Source organism: Actinomadura hibisca NBRC 15177, assembly GCF_001552635.1.
GTDB classification, from domain to species: Bacteria; Actinomycetota; Actinomycetes; order Streptosporangiales; family Streptosporangiaceae; genus Spirillospora; species Spirillospora hibisca.
Window position 1 is genome coordinate 134,547 of the sequence record NZ_BCRO01000039.1, and the last position, 17,544, is coordinate 152,090.

18 protein-coding genes, 3 tRNA genes and 1 riboswitch are annotated in these 17,544 nt (G+C 73.3%); of the genes, 14 read left to right on the forward strand and 7 right to left on the reverse strand.

Features of this window, described 5'->3' with window-relative positions; all coding sequences use genetic code 11:
- The first annotated feature begins 211 nt into the window (after positions 1-211).
- On the forward strand, positions 212-952 hold the full coding sequence (locus AH6_RS18875) for a (2Fe-2S)-binding protein (protein ID WP_067481584.1): 741 nt from the start codon (positions 212-214) through the stop codon (positions 950-952).
- A 43-nt stretch (positions 953-995) separates the two neighbouring features.
- On the opposite strand, the gene AH6_RS18880 is transcribed toward AH6_RS18875, so the two are convergent.
- Together AH6_RS18880 and AH6_RS18885 are read right to left on the reverse strand one after the other, a co-directional pair.
- Complete coding sequence (locus AH6_RS18880; RefSeq protein ID WP_067481586.1) at positions 996-1,760, reverse strand: CbtA family protein; 765 nt, start codon at positions 1,758-1,760, stop codon at positions 996-998.
- A 21-nt stretch (positions 1,761-1,781) separates the two neighbouring features.
- Positions 1,782-2,000 carry a CbtB domain-containing protein gene (locus AH6_RS18885; protein ID WP_067481588.1) on the reverse strand — a complete coding sequence of 73 codons (219 nt, stop codon included), beginning with the start codon at positions 1,998-2,000 and terminating at the stop codon, positions 1,782-1,784.
- Positions 2,001-2,033: 33 nt separating this feature from the next.
- A riboswitch (cobalamin riboswitch) is annotated at positions 2,034-2,202 on the reverse strand.
- Between the two features lie 128 nt (positions 2,203-2,330).
- Between AH6_RS18885 and AH6_RS18890 the strand changes: the two genes are divergently transcribed.
- The 4 genes from AH6_RS18890 (at position 2,331) to AH6_RS18905 (ending at position 6,838) form a co-directional block, all read left to right on the forward strand.
- On the forward strand, positions 2,331-3,386 hold the full coding sequence (locus AH6_RS18890; RefSeq protein WP_067481591.1) for a 3-isopropylmalate dehydrogenase: 1,056 nt from the start codon (positions 2,331-2,333) through the stop codon (positions 3,384-3,386).
- 168 nt (positions 3,387-3,554) lie between these two features.
- Positions 3,555-4,661 carry a branched-chain amino acid aminotransferase gene (locus tag AH6_RS18895; RefSeq protein WP_067481593.1) on the forward strand — a complete coding sequence of 369 codons (1,107 nt, stop codon included), beginning with the start codon at positions 3,555-3,557 and terminating at the stop codon, positions 4,659-4,661.
- A gap of 261 nt (positions 4,662-4,922) precedes the next feature.
- Positions 4,923-6,500, forward strand: a complete 1,578-nt coding sequence (gene cimA, locus AH6_RS18900) for a citramalate synthase (protein ID WP_067481595.1) — start codon at positions 4,923-4,925, stop codon at positions 6,498-6,500.
- A 56-nt stretch (positions 6,501-6,556) separates the two neighbouring features.
- Complete coding sequence (locus AH6_RS18905) at positions 6,557-6,838, forward strand: GNAT family N-acetyltransferase (RefSeq protein ID WP_067481597.1); 282 nt, start codon at positions 6,557-6,559, stop codon at positions 6,836-6,838.
- A 54-nt stretch (positions 6,839-6,892) separates the two neighbouring features.
- Here AH6_RS18905 and AH6_RS18910 read toward each other — a convergent pair whose 3' ends face one another.
- On the reverse strand, positions 6,893-7,267 hold the full coding sequence (locus tag AH6_RS18910; RefSeq protein ID WP_067481599.1) for an antibiotic biosynthesis monooxygenase family protein: 375 nt from the start codon (positions 7,265-7,267) through the stop codon (positions 6,893-6,895).
- Positions 7,268-7,524: 257 nt separating this feature from the next.
- Here AH6_RS18910 and AH6_RS18915 point away from each other — a divergent pair, with 257 nt between their 5' ends.
- From AH6_RS18915 to AH6_RS18930, 4 genes are all read left to right on the forward strand, one after another.
- Positions 7,525-7,902 carry a hypothetical protein gene (locus tag AH6_RS18915; protein ID WP_067481601.1) on the forward strand — a complete coding sequence of 126 codons (378 nt, stop codon included), beginning with the start codon at positions 7,525-7,527 and terminating at the stop codon, positions 7,900-7,902.
- Between the two features lie 88 nt (positions 7,903-7,990).
- Positions 7,991-9,277 (forward strand): cellulose binding domain-containing protein, encoded by a 1,287-nt coding sequence (locus AH6_RS18920; protein WP_067481603.1) that lies wholly within the window; start codon positions 7,991-7,993, stop codon positions 9,275-9,277.
- Positions 9,278-9,311: 34 nt separating this feature from the next.
- Positions 9,312-10,076, forward strand: coding sequence for a fumarylacetoacetate hydrolase family protein (locus AH6_RS18925; protein WP_067481605.1), 765 nt, complete (start codon positions 9,312-9,314; stop codon positions 10,074-10,076).
- An 83-nt stretch (positions 10,077-10,159) separates the two neighbouring features.
- Positions 10,160-10,795, forward strand: coding sequence for a DUF2461 domain-containing protein (locus tag AH6_RS18930; protein WP_067481607.1), 636 nt, complete (start codon positions 10,160-10,162; stop codon positions 10,793-10,795).
- On the opposite strand, the gene AH6_RS18935 is transcribed toward AH6_RS18930, so the two are convergent.
- The gene (locus tag AH6_RS18935) at positions 10,785-11,423 is read right to left on the reverse strand and encodes a PadR family transcriptional regulator (protein WP_067481609.1); all 639 of its coding nucleotides are present in this window, start codon (positions 11,421-11,423) and stop codon (positions 10,785-10,787) included. The two genes, AH6_RS18930 and AH6_RS18935, sit on opposite strands and share 11 nt — an antisense overlap.
- A 66-nt stretch (positions 11,424-11,489) precedes the next feature.
- On the opposite strand from AH6_RS18935, the gene AH6_RS18940 reads away from it, so the two are divergent.
- The 4 genes from AH6_RS18940 (at position 11,490) to AH6_RS18955 (ending at position 12,410) form a co-directional block, all read left to right on the forward strand.
- Entirely contained in the window at positions 11,490-11,891 is a 402-nt protein-coding gene (locus AH6_RS18940) for a VOC family protein (RefSeq protein WP_067481610.1), read from the forward strand.
- Positions 11,892-12,040: 149 nt separating this feature from the next.
- Positions 12,041-12,112 (forward strand) — tRNA-Gln (locus tag AH6_RS18945).
- A gap of 35 nt (positions 12,113-12,147) precedes the next feature.
- Positions 12,148-12,220 (forward strand) — tRNA-Glu (locus AH6_RS18950).
- 114 nt (positions 12,221-12,334) lie between these two features.
- A tRNA-Glu gene (locus tag AH6_RS18955) sits at positions 12,335-12,410 on the forward strand.
- Positions 12,411-12,469: 59 nt separating this feature from the next.
- Here AH6_RS18955 and AH6_RS43850 read toward each other — a convergent pair.
- Positions 12,470-13,744 carry a hypothetical protein gene (locus AH6_RS43850; RefSeq protein WP_157431564.1) on the reverse strand — a complete coding sequence of 425 codons (1,275 nt, stop codon included), beginning with the start codon at positions 13,742-13,744 and terminating at the stop codon, positions 12,470-12,472.
- Positions 13,745-13,949: 205 nt separating this feature from the next.
- On the opposite strand from AH6_RS43850, the gene AH6_RS18970 reads away from it, so the two are divergent.
- Positions 13,950-14,432, forward strand: a complete 483-nt coding sequence (locus AH6_RS18970; protein WP_083983146.1) for a hypothetical protein — start codon at positions 13,950-13,952, stop codon at positions 14,430-14,432.
- Positions 14,433-14,459: 27 nt separating this feature from the next.
- Here the strand turns inward: AH6_RS18970 and AH6_RS44720 are convergent, their stop codons facing one another.
- Entirely contained in the window at positions 14,460-16,919 is a 2,460-nt protein-coding gene (locus AH6_RS44720) for a sialidase family protein (protein WP_169807880.1), read from the reverse strand.
- 145 nt (positions 16,920-17,064) lie between these two features.
- Positions 17,065-17,424 (reverse strand): hypothetical protein, encoded by a 360-nt coding sequence (locus tag AH6_RS18980; protein WP_067481619.1) that lies wholly within the window; start codon positions 17,422-17,424, stop codon positions 17,065-17,067.
- Between the last annotated feature and the right edge of the window lie 120 nt (positions 17,425-17,544).

The following is a 17,544-nucleotide window of genomic DNA, read 5'->3' on the forward strand; positions in this document are numbered from 1 at the left end:
ACCACGGCGCTCCCGGAGGGCGGCCCGACAACGCCATCCGCGCCGCCGTCCCCACGGCGGCGTCCCTGCGACCATGGAGCGCATCCCATGAACAACGACACGACCTTCGCCGTGCCCGCCGACGACTCCCAGGAGGAGGCGGCGCGCGCCCTCCAGACCGCCCTGGACCGCCGCGACAACGGGGGCAGCTCGGGCAAGTAGCCTGGGCCGGGTGAGAACCGAGCCCGCCCGCACGACTGCTCGCACGACTGCCGGAACAGCCGCCGGAACGGACGTCGCCGGGGTGTTGCGCGAGGTCGCGGCGCTGGGCCCGTTCTTCACCCTCTCCACCGATCCGGCCGAGGCCGCCGACCCGGCGTGGCGGCCGATGCCGGAGATCGACGCTGCGCAGTTGCGCGGGATGGCCGAGCGGTACGCCGAGGGCCTCGGCACCGGCGAGCCGCGCGTGGGGGCCTCGATCCTGTTCCAGGGCCTGGCCGCGCGCGTGTGGTCCCCGGCGGTCGCGGCGGCGGCGCTCGGCGTCGTGCCCAACCTGTCCACGCTGCACTGGCGCTGGGTGCCCGGCGCGTCGATCTCCCTGAGGCTGGCCGAGCCCACGGGCTGGCATACCGGCGGCCGTACCCGCGATGGTGCCGCGCTGCTCCACCGCACCGTCGTGGACGGCCATCTGCGGCCGCTGCGCGAGGCCATGCGCGAGGTGGCCCGCCTCGCCGACGGCCTGATGTGGGGCAACGTCGCGTCCGCGCTGGTGGGCACCGTCCACGCCGCGACGGCCCGCCCCGAGCTGGCCGCGCCCGTCCGCGCCCTCATCGACGACCTGCTGCTCCGCGAACCGCTGCTGGGCACCGGCTCGTTCGGCCGGGCCGGGTTCGTGCGGCGGAGCTGCTGCCTGTACTACCGCGTGCCGCCCGGCGGCGAGATGTGCGGCGACTGCGGCCTCCGGAAACACTGAACCCGCGCAGGAGGTCACCTGCGCGGGTCCGGGTCGGGAACGGTCAGGCGTTCACCGGTTCGGGCTTGGCCCGCTGCTTCTCGAAGGCCCGCTCGGTCAGGTAGCCGAACAGCAGGCCCAGCGTGGCCCACAGGGCGACCTGGAGGCCGAGCGAGGCGAGCCGGAAGTCCCACAGGACCGTGGCGGGGAACCCGTCGGCGACCGCGTCCGGCTTGGGCGTCAGCCGGTACACGACGCCCAGCACGACGGCGAAGCCGACCGTGGAGACGATCGAGGCGTTCCACAGTCCCAGCTTCGGCGTCAGCCGCCGCCCCACGATGACCGCGGCGGCGGTGGCGAGGACGCCCAGCGCGACCATGCCGAAGTACAGCGCGGTGCGGCTGCCGATGGTGTCGGGGTTGCCGACCGCCGGGGGAGTGGCCGGGTACTTCAGGAACGGCACCAGCTCGACGGCGACGAACCCGGCCAGCGCGACCAGCGCGGCCGTGGCGCGGGCGCCCAGCGCGCCGAGCCGCCCGTAGGCGAACGCGAACGCGATGGCGAACAGCCCGCCGACCGCCACGCCGTAGAAGCCGAGCGCGGTGATCAGGCCGGTGGTCTTCTGCGTGGTGCGGCTGACCACCTCCTCCTCCGGTGCCTCGGCGGCGGCTCCGGCCGCGTGGTGGGCGTGCTCGGCGGCGGCCTGCGACTCCTCGAAGGAGATGGCGTGCCCGACCTGGGGCTCGCCGTAGATCCAGGCGATCAGCAACGCAACCGCCGCGGCGGCCAGCCCGGCGAGCATGCCCCGGACCAGCAGTGATCTCATCATGATGGTGGTTCGACCGCCGCTCTAGTGGCAGGGGAAGCCGAGCAGGTGCCGGCCGTCGTGGGTGAACTCGTGCACCCAGGTGCCGCCGAACAACGAGGTGGCGCCCTGCTCCGCGCCGACGAAGTAGATCAGCACCACGCCGAGCACCGCGGCGAACACCGCCCAGGGCAGGATGTCGCGGACGGGGACGCGCACCGGCGCCGGGCGTGCCGACGACGAGGGAACGGCGGACTGCGCCATGTCATGCTCTCCTCACGGGGTTCACTCGCCCCGGTGATGGGAGGACGGCAGGTGAGTGTCCTGACTCCCGGATCGCCGTCTCCCTCCGACCTTCCAGCCGTGCCACGGCCGTGGTCGCGTGCGGGGGAGACTCCCCGGTCACAGTGGCGGGACCGTCCTGGAATCGCACCAGGTTCCTGCGCACTGCCGCCTCGATTGTTAACTTGTCGCCCAGAGCGTCCCCTTTGCCTGCCTCCGCCGTCAAGTCGCGCGCCCGCGCCGGGCGAGACCCCCGTCTCGATGGCTGAGACCAATGCTCACGAACTGAGACGGTTGCGGTAGAGTGCGCGCATGGCTTCCCGCAGCATCCGCCTCGCGGTCATCCCCGGTGACGGGATCGGCCCCGAGGTCGTCGCCGAGGGGCTGAAGGTCCTCCAGGCCGTCGCCCCCGCCTTCGACCTGGCGTTCGAGCAGACCCCCTACGACCTGGGCGCGGCGCGCTGGCACCGCACGGGCGAGACGCTGCCGGACTCGGTGCTGGCGGAGCTGCGCGGCCACGACGCCATCCTGCTCGGCGCGATCGGCGACCCGAGCGTCCCCAGCGGCACCCTGGAGCGCGGGCTGCTGCTGCGCGCCCGGTTCGAGCTGGACCACTACGTCAACCTGCGCCCGGTGAAGCTGTTCCCGGGCGTCACCACCCCGCTGGCCGGGATCAAGCCCGCCGACATCGACATGGTCGTGGTCCGCGAGGGCACCGAGAGCCTGTACGCGGGCACCGGCGGCGTGCTGCGCAAGGGCACCCCGCACGAGATCGCCACCCAGGAGAGCGTCAACACCGCCTTCGGCGTCGAGCGGGTCGTGCGCTACGCCTACGAGGTCGCCGCCAAGCGCGCCCGCAAGAAGCTGACGCTGGTCCACAAGGACAACGTCCTCACCTACGCGGGCGAGCTCTACCAGCGGGTCCTCAAGCAGGTCGGCGCGGAGTTCCCCGAGGTCACCACGGACTACGTGCACGTCGACGCGGCCACCATGTTCTTCGTCAACCAGCCGCAGCGCTTCGACGTGATCGTCACCGACAACCTGTTCGGCGACATCATCACCGACATCGGCGCCGCGATCGCCGGGGGCATCGGCCTGGCCGCCTCCGGCAACCTCAACCCGGCCGGCGCCGCGCCCTCGATGTTCGAGCCGGTGCACGGCAGCGCCCCCGACATCGCCGGGCAGGGCAAGGCCGACCCGACCGCCACGATCCTGTCGGTCGCCATGCTGCTGGACCACCTGGGCGCGGACGCCGCCGCCCGCCGCGTCGAGCAGGCCGTCTCCGACGACCTGGCCGAGCGGCGCGGGCAGGGCGCGCGCTCCACCGCCCAGATCGGCGACGCCATCGCCAAGCGAGTATCCGGCTAGCGGCGCGCCACCTGTAGAGCAGGACACTCCGGGCGTGCCTCGCGGCGCGCCCGGTTTCGTCATGCGCGCCGTGGACGAGGAGTGGGTCTAGACGAAGTACGACAATAGGGACTAAGGAATGCCGTGCGGCAACGGGGCCGCGCCGGCGATCCGCGAGAGGAAACCGCGATGAGCAGCAACACCCTGGACTTCGAGGTCACGCCGAACGAGCGGCCGACGCCGGCCGCCGACCGCGAGGCGATCCTGGCGAACCCCGGCTGGGGGCAGCACTTCACCGACCACATGGTCACCATCCGGTACTCCGCGGAGAAGGGCTGGCACGACGCCCGGCTCCAGCCGTACGGGCCGATCCCGCTCGACCCGGCCAGCCAGGTCCTGCACTACGCGCAGGAGCTGTTCGAGGGCCTCAAGGCCTACCGCCAGGACGACGGCTCGATCGTGTCCTTCCGCCCCTACATGAACGCCGCCCGGATGAACCGCTCGGCCCGGCGCATGGCGATGCCGGAGATCCCCGAGGAGCTGTTCGTCCAGGCGCTGGAGGTCCTGGTCCGCACCGACCGGGACTGGGTGCCCGGCACGCCCGGCTACAGCCTCTACCTGCGCCCGTTCATGTTCGCGACCTCCCGGGTGCTCGGCGTCAACCAGCCGTCCCAGGAGTACCTGTTCATGGTGATCGCCTCGCCGTCGGGCAGCTACTACCCGCGCGGCATCAAGCCGGTCACCGTCTGGTTGTCGCAGAACTACACCCGCGCCGCGCCCGGCGGCACCGGCGAGGCCAAGACCGGCGGCAACTACGCCGCCTCGTTCGCCGGGCAGGCCGAGGCCGTCGCGCAGGGCTGCGACCAGGTCGTCTGGCTGGACGCCGTCGAGCACCGCTGGGTCGAGGAGGTGGGGTCGATGAACCTGATGTTCGTCTACGGCTCCGGTTCCGAAGCGCGCCTGCTGACCCCGGCGCTCACCGGCACGCTGCTGGCGGGCATCACCCGCGACTCCATGCTCAAGCTCGCCCCCGACCTCGGCATCCCGGTCGAGGAGGGCAAGATCAGCATCGAGGAGTGGCAGGCGGGCTGCGAGTCCGGCGAGATCAGCGAGGTGTTCGGCTGCGGCACCGCCGCCATCATCAGCCCGGTCGGCGCGGTCAGGGGCCCCGACCGGGAGTGGCGCATCGGCGACGGCGAGCCCGGCGAGATCTCGATGAAGCTGCGCGCCGAGCTGCTGGGCATCCAGTCCGGCTCCCGGCCCGACCCCTACGGCTGGGTCCACAAGATCATCTGAGCCCGTCCCGGCCGCCCGGCATGCCCCCACGGGCCGGGCGGCCGGTCCCTCGCGTCTCAACAGGCGAGACGCGATGTGACGAATACGAGACGGCTGTGGCAGACTTCCGTCATCATGCGCCACAGCCTCCTGATTATCGGCTGGCGCGCCGGCCACTGACGGAACACCGCCGGCGCGCAGACCTCTCACGTCCGTGAGGGGTCTTTTTGTTTCTCCGGACGCCATGATCACCACCCGGCCCACATCCCTAGGGGGAAGCAGATGCAGGGCGACGCCTTCCACGTCTACGACACCACGCTGCGCGACGGCTCACAGCAGGAGGGGCTCAACCTCACCGTCGCCGACAAGCTCGCGATCGCGCGGCACCTGGACGACCTCGGCGTCGGCTTCATCGAGGGCGGGTGGCCGGGCGCCAACCCCAAGGACACCGAGTTCTTCAGGCTCGCTCGGACCGAGCTGGACCTGAGGCACGCGCAGCTCACCGCGTTCGGCGCGACCCGCCGGGCCGGTGCGAAGGCCGCCGACGACCCCCAGGTGGCCGCCCTGCGCGACTCGGGCGCGCCCGTCGTGACCCTGGTCGCCAAGAGTCACGACCGGCACGTCGAGCTGGCCCTCCGCACGACGCTGGCGGAGAACCTCGCGATGATCCGCGACACGGTCTCCCACCTGCGTGCGGAGGGCCAACGCGTCTTCCTGGACGCCGAGCACTTCTTCGACGGTCACGCCGCCAACCGCGCCTACGCGCTGGAGGTCGTGCGCACCGCCGCCGAGGCCGGGGCCGACGTCATCGCCCTGTGCGACACCAACGGCGGGATGTTGCCCGACGAGCTGGCCGACGTCGTGCACGACGTGGTCGGCGTCGGCGCCCGCGTCGGCATCCACTGCCACGACGACTCCGGCTGCGCGGTCGCCAACACCCTGGCCGCCGTGAAGGCGGGCGCCACCCACGTGCAGGGCTGCGCCAACGGGTACGGCGAGCGCAGCGGCAACGCCAACCTGTTCACGGTGGTCGGCAACCTCCAGCTCAAGCGCGGCATGGACCTGGTCAGCGACCGGCAGCTCGCCCAGATGACCCGCATCGCGCACGCGGTCTCCGAGGTCACCAACGTCGCGCCCGGCTCGCAGCAGCCCTACGTGGGCCTGTCGGCGTTCGCGCACAAGGCCGGGCTGCACGCCTCGGCGATCAAGGTGGACCCCAACCTCTACCAGCACATCGACCCGGCCGCCGTCGGCAACGACATGCGGATGCTGGTGTCCAGCATGGCCGGGCGCGCCTCGGTCGAGCTGAAGGGCCGCGAGCTGGGCTACGACCTGTCGGGCGACAAGGCCCGGCAGGTGGTGGACCGGGTGAAGGAGCTGGAGAACACCGGCCACACCTTCGAGGCCGCCGACGCCTCCTTCGAGCTGCTGCTGCGCGAGGAGCTGACCGGCGTCCGGCAGCGGCACTTCGAGGTCGAGTCCTGGCGCACCATCGTCGAGCGCCGCGCCGACGGCGTCATGGTCAGCGAGGCCACCGTCAAGCTGCACACCAAGGGCGAGCGCATCATCGCCACCGGCGAGGGCAACGGCCCGGTCAACGCGCTGGACAACGCGCTGCGCACCGCCCTGGAGCGGCTCTACCCCGAGCTGGCCCGGATGGAGCTGGTGGACTACAAGGTCCGCATCCTGGAGGGTTCGCACGGCACCAGCGCGCGGACCCGGGTGCTGATCGAGTCCAGCGACGGCGAGCGCGAGTGGGGCACCGTCGGCGTGGAGGACAACGTCATCGCCGCGTCCTGGCAGGCGCTGGAGGAGGCGGTCAGCTACTGCCTGCTGCACGCGGGCTACGAGGCGGGCTGATCAGGGCGGTCGCCCTGCCGGAGTTCATCGCGCCCTGCGCCGGGCATGATCGGTTCATGGACACGAAGGTCACCGACAACGCCGACCAGAGCCGCTACGAGATTCGCGTGGACGGCGAGCTGGCGGGATTCGCCGAATATGAGACCGAGGGCGACACGCTCGTCTTCACCCACACCGAGGTGGACTCCGCCTACGAGGGCAAGGGCGTCGGCGGCGCCCTGGCGCGCGGCGCGCTGGACGACGTCCGCGCCAAGGGGGCGAAGGCCGTGCCGCAGTGCCCGTTCATCAAGGGCTGGATCGACAAGCACCCCGACTACCAGGACCTGGTCGCGTCCTGACGCCGGACACGACGACGGCCGCCGGAGACCCTCCGGCGGCCGTCTCGCGCCGTGTCAGCCCTTGGGCTCGGCGGTCTGGACGATCTCGAAGCCCCAGACCTCGGCGGCGGAGGAGACCGGCCCGCCGTGCCCATGGCCGTGGCCATGACCCTGGCCCTCCCCGTGCCCCTGCCGGGCCTCGGCGTCCTTGGCGGCCTGGGCGTGGCCGCGCTGGAACGCCTGGCTCTCGGTCCAGCGCTGGAAGTCCTCCTCGCCGCGCCACTGGGTGACGACCAGGTAGCGGTCGAAGCCCTCCACCGGACGCAGCAGCTGGAAGCCCTCGAACCCCTCGGCGGAGTCGACCAGCCCGGCGCGGCCCGCGAACCGCTTCTCCAGTTCGGATCCCATGCCCTCGGGCACCGTGAGCACATTGATCTTGACGACGGACACCGTCGCACCCCCTTGCGAGACGACTGAGCAGACAGCTGTACGGACGACTGCACCCGACCCTATCGACCGGCCGCCGCACGGCCCGTGCTGGCACCACGGAACGGTTCGTCGCTGACGGTAGCCGGACCGGTGCGAAGAAAAGTCGGCAAACCTGGCCAAAGCGGTGGCGGAGATCACGTGTGACCGCCACCATGTGTAGCCGCGGCCGTGTGCGGAACCCGCGCGCCGTTCTCCTCGTCCCGAGCCGGAGTGATCTCATGCCTGTGCGACCCTGGTGCCCGGAGGTCCCGGGAGCCCGCGCGGACGGGCCGTGGTCCGACGTCGCCTTCGGGCTGGGCGACCTCTACGAGCGCGACGGGGACCTGGACCGCGCCGCCGAGTGGTACCGCGAGGCCGCCGAGGCCGGGCGCGCCGACGCGGCGCTGCGGCTGGGCGACGTGCTGGGCCGGCTGGCCGACCAGCGGCTGCCCGCCGCGCCCGACACCGCCGCCGAGCTGCTGGCCGAGGCCAGCCGCTGGCTGAGCGGCGCGCCGGACGCCACCACCCCCGACGCGATCGAGCTGATCACCGTCATGCTCGACCGGCACCAGCGGCAGGCCGCCCGCCGGGGCCTGGAACCGGCCCCGGCCGGTTGACCGCGCTCCGGGCCGAACCGGAACGGCGCGCCGGCCGTCGGACTCTGGTGAGACCGGCAGTGGAGCCGGCGGTGGAGAAGGTGACGAGTTGAGCGGCGAGGACCCCGGGTACGTGCCCCCGGACCACATGAGCACCACCGAGTTCCGCCTTCCCGGGCGCACGCCTCCGGCGGAGCCGCAGGGGAGCGGGACCGACGGCACCGTCGTCGACGCGCCGCGCGATGACGACCGCCGGGACGACGAGGTCGAGGTCACCATCGTCGACCGTCCGGCTCCGGCCGGGCAGGACGACGGCCCGCCCGCCACCGTGACCGACCTCGCCAAGCCGACCCCGGTGCCTCCGCCGCCGACCGGCCCCGACCCCGAGGGCCGCACCGAGCCGCACCGCGTCCCGCAGGGCGGCGAAGCGCCCTGGACCGAGCAGTTCGGCGCGGAGCAGGCGGTCCCGTCCGAGCAGCCGCCGCCCGGACCGGCGGTCGCGGGGGCCGCCGCCGCGTCGTCCACCGCCCCGACGCCCGACCACGGCACCCCGGTCGGCCCGGCCCCCGCGCACATGGTGGCCGAAGCGCCCACCGCGCCGACCAGCATGCGCGCCGAGTCCCAGCAAGGGCCGCACGTCGTCCTGCCGCCCACCCCGTTCGCGACGCCGCCCGCGCCGCCCGCCTCGCCTCCCCAGTCCGCGCCGCCCCCGCCGCGACCGCCCGCAGGCAAGCGGTCCCGCCGTCCGGCCGTGCTCATCGCGGCCGTCGCCGCCGTCCTGGTGCTCGGCGCGGGCGCGGCCGCGACCCTGCTGCTGAACGGCGGCTCCGGCAAGCCCGCCGCCGCCGGGAAGACCTCCCCCTCGACGGCCGCCGCCACCTCCGCCCAGCCGTCCGCCGGAGCGACCCCGAGTACGGGAGCCAGCCCCGGAACGGCCCCGACCACGGGCGCGAGCCCCGGAGCCGCGCCCGGCCAGCCCGGCGCGTCGTCCGCCCCGCCCGGGGCCCAGCCCGGCGCAACCGCCCCGTCGGCCGGGCAGCCGGTCCCGACCGCGCCCTCCTCGGTTCCGCCGGTCGGGCCGCTCAAGCCCGGCAACGGCGTCTCCTACCAGCTCGTCCAGCAGGACCCGGGCTACTTCGAGGGCAGGTTCGTCATCACCAACAAGGGCAGCAAGCCCATGAAGGGGTGGCGGATCACCTTCGAGGCGCCCGGCGGCAACGTGCGCAACATCTGGGGCGCCGAGCTCGTCAAGCGCGGTTCCAAGGTCGAGATCCGCAACCTGCCCAAGGCCGCGCCGATCGAGCCGGGCGGCACCTGGGAGGTGCAGTACGGCGCGGCCGGGACCGCCGCCGACCCCAAGGGCTGCCGCCTGGACAAGCGACCCTGCGGCTTCTAGCCGCTCCAGGTCAGGCGGGCACTAGGCTGCGGACATGCGTATCGCGAGGTTCTCCACCGCCGAGGGCATGGCCTTCGGGGTGGTCGAAGAGAACACCATCGCCGTCATCGCGGCCCACCCGTTCGGGGACCTGGAGTTCACCGGGCGGCGTTTCCCGCTGGACGACGTGCGGCTGCTCGCGCCGATCCTGCCCAGCAAGGTCATCGCGATCGGCAAGAACTACGCCGAGCACGCGCGCGAGATGGGCGGCGAGCCGCCGGCCGAGCCGGTGATCTTCGCCAAGCCGTCCACCGCCGTGATCGGCCCCCGGGAGGCGATCGCCTACCCCGAGAAGTTGTCCCGCCAGGTGGACTACGAGGGCGAGCTGGCGGTGGTCATCGGCCGCATGGTCCGCGAGATCCCGGTCGCCCGCGCCCACGAGGCCGTCCTCGGCTACACCTGCGCCAACGACGTCACGGCCCGCGACCTCCAGAAGCGCGACGGCCAGTGGACCCGCGCCAAGGGCTTCGACACCTTCTGCCCCCTCGGGCCGTGGATCGAGACCGAGGTCGACCCCTCCGACCTGGCGATCCGGACCCTGGTCAACGGCGAGGTGCGGCAGGACGCCCGCACCTCCGACCTGCTGCACGACATCCCGACGCTGGTCGCCCACGTCAGCCAGGTCATGACCCTGCTGCCCGGCGACGTCATCCTGACCGGCACCCCGGCGGGCGTCGGGCCGCTGGAGATCGGCGACGAGGTCACCGTCAGCATCGAGGGCGTCGGCGACCTCAGCAACCGGGTGGTCGCCCGCGACTGAGCGGTTCTGCTGAGCGGTTCTGTCGTACGGCGTCCCTACTCTGGCGGGGACGCCGTACGACCTTTCACTCTCAGGGGGCTGCCATGACGTTCAGCGGCTTCACCGACCAGACCTTCGCCTTCTACGAGGGCCTGCTCGCCGACAACAGCAAGACCTACTGGGCGGCGCACCGGGACGTCTACGAGGAGCACGTCCGCGAGCCGCTGCGGCTGCTGTGCGCCGAGCTGGAGGACGGGTTCGGCGCGGCCAAGCTCTTCCGCCCCTACCGCGACGTGCGGTTCAGCAAGGACAAGACGCCCTACAAGACCCACCAGGGCGCCATCACCACCGCCGGCTTCTACGTCGAGGTCGACGCCGACGGCGTGCTGGCCGCGGGCGGCCTGTACTCGCCCACGCCCGAGCAGCTGCGCCGCTACCGCGCCGCCGTCACCGAGGACCTGTCCGGCAAGGCGCTGGAGGAGATCGTGGCCGGGCTGCGCGCCTCCGGGCTGGAGATCTCGGGGGACCGGCTCAAGACCCGCCCCCGGGGCACGCCCGAGGACCACCCGCGCCTGGAGCTGATGCGGCACCGCTCGTTGTACGCCCACCAGGGCTGGCCCGCCGATCCCTGGATGCACACCCCCGAGGTCGTGGACCGCGTCCGCGACGCGTGGCGGCGGTTGCGGCCGCTGGTGGAGTGGGGCGACCAGCACATGGGGCCGCCGGACTTCACCCGCTGACCTGATCGGGGCCTTCCTCGCCGTCGGCTTCGCCGAAGGCGTCCGGCGGGACGCGGGCGCCGGTCTCGGGCGTCACGCCGTCCCAGTGGGCGACCTCCTCCTCGGCCCAGCGCGCCCAGCGCAGCAACATCTCGTTCTGCTCGCGCTGGAAGCGGGCCGCCAGGGCGATGACGGGCAGCCGGTCGGGATAGGGGCCGCCGGACCCCTCGTACTGCTCCATCCGCTCGCGCACGACCGCCACGCGGCGCTCGGCGTCCGCGCGGATCGCGCCGAGCTGCGCGCGCAGCTGCTCCAGGTCGCCGTGGTCGGCGAAGGCGACCTTCACCATCGCCTCGAACTCGGTGACCGGCCCGGCCCCCGGCTCGTCCAGCCAGGCGCGCAGCGCCGCGCGCCCCGCGTCGGTGATCGCGTAGACGGTGCTGCGGCGGCGGCCGGTGTACTCGGCGCGGGCGGCGGCGAGGCCGGCCGCCACCAGCCGCTTGGGCTCCTCGTAGACGACGCTGGCGGCGCGCGGCCACATCACCCGCAGGCTGCGCTCCATCTGCTGCTTCAGCTCGTAGGTCGTCCACGGCCGCACGGCGAGCAGGGACAGGATCGCGTACGAGGTGGTCGTCGGTTCCCGGGACATGCCCTTGACGATACTCCAGTCCGGAGTATCGTCGGATGCTCCGACCCGGAGTATCGAGGAGACGCCGTGCCCGCCATCACCGGCTGGTCCCACCTGTCCCTGACGGTCCGCGACCTGGACACCAGCGTGCGCTGGTACCGCGAGCTGTTCGGCCTCACCGAGTTCGCCAGGCTCGACAACGACGGCTGGACGGAGGTCATCTGCGTCTACCCCGAGGGGCTGATGATCATCGGCTTCACGCAGCACGACGACGCCGGCGGCGTCCCCTTCGACCACCGCAACCCCGGCCTGGACCACCTGGCGTTCGGCGTCGCCGACCGCGCGGAGCTGGAGCGGTGGCGGGCCCGGTTCGCCGAGCGGGGCGTGGTGCACTCGCCGGTCGCCGAGACGGCGTGGGGGCCGGTGCTCAGCTTCCGCGACCCCGACGACGTGCAACTGGAGCTTTTCGTCGTCGAATCCATGGGCTGACCTGCGAGAACGGGCCCGCCTGGCGGGGGCCGGGCCCGTCCGGCGGGCGGGCCCGGCTATTCGTTTTGGCGCAAGTCCCGAGGTCCTGTATTCTCTTCGAGGCGCGAGCAACCAGAACGGTTTCGGACCGGGACGGAAGTTCACGGCACTGGGGTATGGTGTAATCGGCAGCACGACTGATTCTGGTTCAGTTAGTCTAGGTTCGAGTCCTGGTACCCCAGCGGTTCACCCACGAAAGTGGGTGGAGCACAGGCAAGCCCCCGTCGTCTAGTGGCCTAGGACGCCGCCCTCTCAAGGCGGTAACGGCGGTTCGAATCCGCTCGGGGGTACGCGCACAGTGCATGCGGAGCCCTGACCGCAACGCGGTCGGGGTTTTTCGATAGGGAAACTCCGCTAAGCTGGCCGAGCCGGAGCGAGAGATCGCGACGGCGACGAAAGTCCCGGCCCCCGTCGTCTAGTGGCCTAGGACGCCGCCCTCTCAAGGCGGTAACGGCGGTTCGAATCCGCTCGGGGGTACCAGCAGGAAGAAACCCTGATCGCGATCATGCGATCGGGGTTTTTCGCTGTCCGGGGCCCGGTCAGAACCAGCCGCCGCGCTCGGCGGTGACGCAGGCGCGCAGCCGGTCCAGCGCCTCCCCGGCGGTGAGCGTGACCACGGCCGGGCCGCCGGGGATCGTCCCGTCGGCCTCCAGGACGGCGGTGCGGCCGTGCGGCCACGTGCCGAACATCAGGCCGACCAGGCGGTGCGCCGTGCCGCGCCGCACCAGGGGCAGCACCACGTCGTCGTCCTGGCCGGGCGTCGCGATCCAGTAGGCGGTGGGCAGGTCGCGGCCGCCGGTGGGGCTGAGGTCGGGGTTGGCGCGCTCGGCGTCGGCCATCAGGATCTCCAGCTCCAGATGCTCGATGGCGTCCTCCAGCAGCTCGCACACGTGCAGGCGGGGCGCGAGGGCCTGGAGCAGCGCCTCGTCCAGGCCGTCCTCGAACATCCGCCGGATCTCGCCGCGCGACACCACCACCTTGGCGGGCGCGTGGTTCCCGGTGAGGAGATCGACCAGGACCGCGCGCATGAACGCGTTCGCGCCCGGACCGACGACGCCCAGCCCGGACGGGGCGGCCAGGTCGATGGCCGTCGTGGCGGCCTCCCCGCGAACGGGCGGGAGGGCCGGGCACGTCGGCGCGGACCGGAGGCGGCGCGCGGACGGCTCCCGGCGCGCGCCGAGCGCGCCAGGAACGGGCAGCGGCCTGCGCCGACGCACCGCGAACGCGCCCAGCATCAGACCGATGATCCCCATGGCGGCCAGGGTGCTCGGCGGCATCCCGCCCTCGGCGGGCACGCGGGTCGCGGTGGGCGCGGCCGGGACCGTCACCCGTACGGTCGCCGTCGGGGCGGGGGAGGGCACCGCACGCCGCGTGGGGTTCGACACGTCAGCCGGTGCCGGAACCCTGACGGGAGTGGCCGGAGGGCGTGGTGTGCGCGTCGTCTCGGGGCTGGTCCGGGCTCCGGCGTGCGGCGTCTCGGGGGTGGGTTCGGGTCGGCTGCTCCTTGGTGCGCGGACGGTTTCCGGCGCGGTCCGGCGGGCGGACTTCGAAGGGCGGCCCGACAGCGGCTCGCGCCGCGCCGGAGCGCTCCTCAGCGACCCGCGCAGCGCGCGGCCGAGGTCGGGCCGCCCTGAAACGATCTCCGACCGCAGGCTCCGGCACAACGCCTCGGCGTCGAACGCCGAGGCGGCCGCTCCCCGCAGGTCGGCGCACTCGGCCGCCGCCGCAGACGCGCCGGACAGCGGCAGGGCCAGCGGCGACGCCAGCAGCGCGCCGCCCAGCAGGGCGCCGCGAAGGGTGGTGCGGGTTGTCACAGGTGGCCACCTCCCCGACTGGCCTGCGACCTGATCACGATCAAAGCAGCCGCGCCGGGGCGGGCCGCCGCGCCGACACGGCGGCACGGCGGAAGGTTAGCTTTCCGTGATCACCTCGATACCCGAGGCTAGTGTCCGTGTCCTTGGCTGACACGGAGCGGTGTGGTCAACTAAAGTCGTTGGACCGGTGATGCGGAGGAGTGTCGTGGGGCAGATGCGTGCGGGGGCGGTTCGGGGGGTCTCGCCGGCGGCGACCCTCGCCGACAAGGTCGAGTGGCTGATCGGCAACATGTGGCCGGACGGCGCGCCGCCGGCCCGCAACAACGTGGAGACCGCCGCCGCGATCGCCGAGGCGACCGGCGAGGACATCTCCTCCACCACGGTGTGGAAGCTGCGCACCGGCCGCCAGGACAACCCGCAGCTGAAGACGCTGACGGCGCTGGCCACCTTCTTCGGCGTGCCGATCGGCTACTTCGGGTTCCCCGGCGAGGCCGGGCCCATCGACGACGACCTCACCTTCAAGGCGCTGCGCCGCGAGGTCGACGCCGGGACGTTGCGCGCCGAGGTGCTGCGCGCCCTGGTGGACCTGTCGCCGGAGGCGCGGCGGCTGGTGGACGAGATGATCCTGGCGGCGGCCCGCGTCGACCGGGAGGGGCGGTTGCGTCCGGAGCGCTCCGCCGAGGACTGAGCGGGCCGTCCGGGCGCGGCCGTCCGGTCAGGGCAGGGGACGCCGCCACAGGGTGGGCTCGCCCCGGTCGGTGCCGACCGCCAGCAGGTCGCCGCCCAGGACGGCCAGGCCGGTGAGCCGCTGCGCGCCGTCCCCGGCCAGTCCGTCGCCGCGCGGCCGGTCCGTCCGCCAGGACGCGCCGTCCGCCGACGTCCACAGCGCCACGTCCGATCCGGCCTCGCCCGCCACGACGAACCCGCGCGGCGTCGCCGTCACGGCGGTCAGCGCGTCGGACGGCACGGCCTGGGCCTTCCACGTGCGTCCGCCGTCGGTCGAGGTCACCAGGACGTTGCGGCCGAGCGCGACCAGCGCGTCGCCCTTGGCCGCCACCTGGAACAGCGCGCCCGATCCCGCTTCGCGCGGCAGCGCGACCGAGGTCCACTTGCCGCCGTCGGGCGAGGTCCAGACGGCGGGCACGTCGCCCTTGCGGCCCCCGACGGCGACATAACCACCGGAGACGGCCGCGACGTCCCGCATCCAGGAGTTCTTGAGGTCGCCGCCGCCCGCGTCCCAGCGTTTCAGGTCGCGCGAGGACCACGAGGCCGCCGACGAGCCCGTCCAGCCGACCGCGACCGCGCCCGCCGGGCCGTGGGCCACGCCGGACAACTCGCCGTCGCCGGACCTGACGTCGGCCGCCTGCCAGGCCGTGCCGTCCGGGGAGGTCAGCAGCAGCGGCCGCGTGCGGCCCGCGCCCCGGCCGACCGCGACCCATCCGGCGGGCCCGTGCGCGGCTCCGGCGAGCCGCTGTATCCCGGCGCCGGTCATGCCGGTGCCGCCCGCGCGCGTCCAGGTACCGCCGTCGCGGGTGCCCCACACGGCGGCGTCGCCGTTGGCGCTGCCGACCGCCAGGACCGTCCCGGCGTCCGCGACCAGGCGGGCGAGGGTGCGGTCGGCCGTCACGGCTCCGGGCACCGCGAGCAGGTCCACGTCGCCGTGCTTGGCGCCGGGCACCGTCAGGTACGCGCCGTTGTCCTGCCGCCCCGCGACGAGCACGCCCTTGGGCAGCGCGACGGTGTTCTCGGCCTTGCGGCCGCCGCCCGAGTCCAGCCGTTCGATGGGCTGCCACGACGCGCCGTCGCCACTGCGGTGCACCGCCAGCCGCCCGTCCGACAGCGGCGCGACGGCCGCGAGCCCCGCCTCCGAACCGCCGAACGCCGTCAGCCGCACGTAGGTGCGCCGGTCGATCACACCGGACCGCGCCCAGCCGACGCCGTCCGCCGAGCGGAAGAACACCGCGATGGGCCGCTTCTTCTTGCTCTTGCCCCGGCCTTCGCGCGCGGCGTAGAAACCGCCGGGCCCGGAGACCAGGCCCACGATCCCGCCGTAGGAGCCGTCGCTCTGCGGGATCTCGACGGGCGTCCACGTCCTGCCATCGGTGGAGCGCGAGATCCCGTCCTCGCCCTGCATGACCAGGGTGTCGCCGCTGGCGGCCAGGCGCGTGGGCGCGCCCTTGAGGCCGGTGGCCGCGACGCGCTGCCAGGCCGCGCCGTCCGTTGAACTCCAGATCACCGGCTTGCCGTCCTTGGCGACGCCCGCACCCACGAACCCGGACGCGGTCGCGGCGAGCGCGGTGGCCTCGTCGTCGTCCTGGAAGGCCGACGGATCGCCGGGACGTGCCGTCCAGTCCTTGCCGTCCGGGCTCGACCAGGTGGTGACCCCGTTGTTGTCGCCGAGCGCGGCCCAGCCTTTGGGTCCGGCCGCGATCGCCTTGGGCACGCCGTCGCCTCCGGCGGCGGCCCGCCACTGCTTGCCGCCGTCGTCGGAGGTCAGGAACTGGCCCCGGGGGCGTCCGGCGGTCTCGCTGCCGATGGTCACCACCGTGCCGCCCCGGGAGGCGACGCCGGTGATGGCCTGCTCGTGCCCGTCGAACAGGGCGGGCGGCACCGGGAAGAGCTGACCGGCGGGACGCGCGCCCGCGTTCTGCGCGGCGGCCTCGCGCGTTCCGGCGGCGGGCGCGTCGCCGCCGTCGTCACGGACCAGGTAGACGATCCCGCCTGCCAGCAGTGCGGCGATCGCGGCGACCGCGATCCCGGACGACAACCCCGGCCGGATGATCCGCGACGGGCCGATGCCGGGCGGCTCGGGCGTGGACTGGGGACGCTCGAACGCGTCCGCCTTGAAGGGGTTCTCCGGGGGAGGGGCGGGCCGTGCCTGCTCGGCTTCGCGAATGGGCGGAGCGGACGGTGCAGGCGGTGCAGGCGGTGCAGGCGGTGCAGGCGGTGCAGGCGGTGCAGGCGGTGGGTGGACGGGGGCGGCCAGCGGCATCGCCGCCGTTCCGTGCTCCGCGTTCGGCTCGGGCCGCGTCTCTTCTACCGGCTGCTGCTCCTGCGAGGCGAGCCATGGCGGGGCGGGAAGGGGAGGCGGTTCGCTGGTGGGCGGTTCGGTCGAGTGGCCCCAACTCGGCGGCGGTGCGGGCGGCTCCCTGCGGTTCTGCTCGTCCGCGCCCACGGTCGCCCCCTTCGCGAAAGCACAAAGGTGCAGTGTACGAAAAGCGCGGGTGAGGGAAAAGGGCGGCGAAAAGGGGAGAAGGCAGGCGTTAACCGCTGTTTTTGGTGGGGCGTGTTCGCCGGTGAAGAGCGTTGTTGAAAAGGGGTCAGCAGAGGGCGCTGTGCACTCGGCCGAGGTGCCGGGCCGCCTGGAGGCAGGCGACGCGGTCGCCCGGATCGGTGATCCGCGCCGTCGCGGCCACCAGCGACTGAGCGAGGGTGAGGGCGAAGGTCGCCAGCGCCTCGGTCCGGGCGTCGGCGGGGCCGTTGAGGGAGGGGGCCATAGACAGTGCCCACCACGCCTCGCTGGCCTCCGACAGCGCCGTGGTGTAGCGGGGCGTGCGCGCGGTCAGGGCGGTGGCGGCGCGCTCCACCAGTTCCAGGCCGTCGAACGCGGCGGCCAGGAGTTCGGGCGTGCTGGTGGCGGTGTTGAGGCGGTCGGTCGCGTAGGCGATGTAGTCGTCCATGCAGTCCTCACCTGAATCAACCGAAGATGATTCTGTTCATTAAAGGTGCCGGTGAGGCCAGTGTGCGGGGTGCGCCGGGCCGACGTCAATCACTGTTGGCGCATGTCGGCCCGCTCGCCG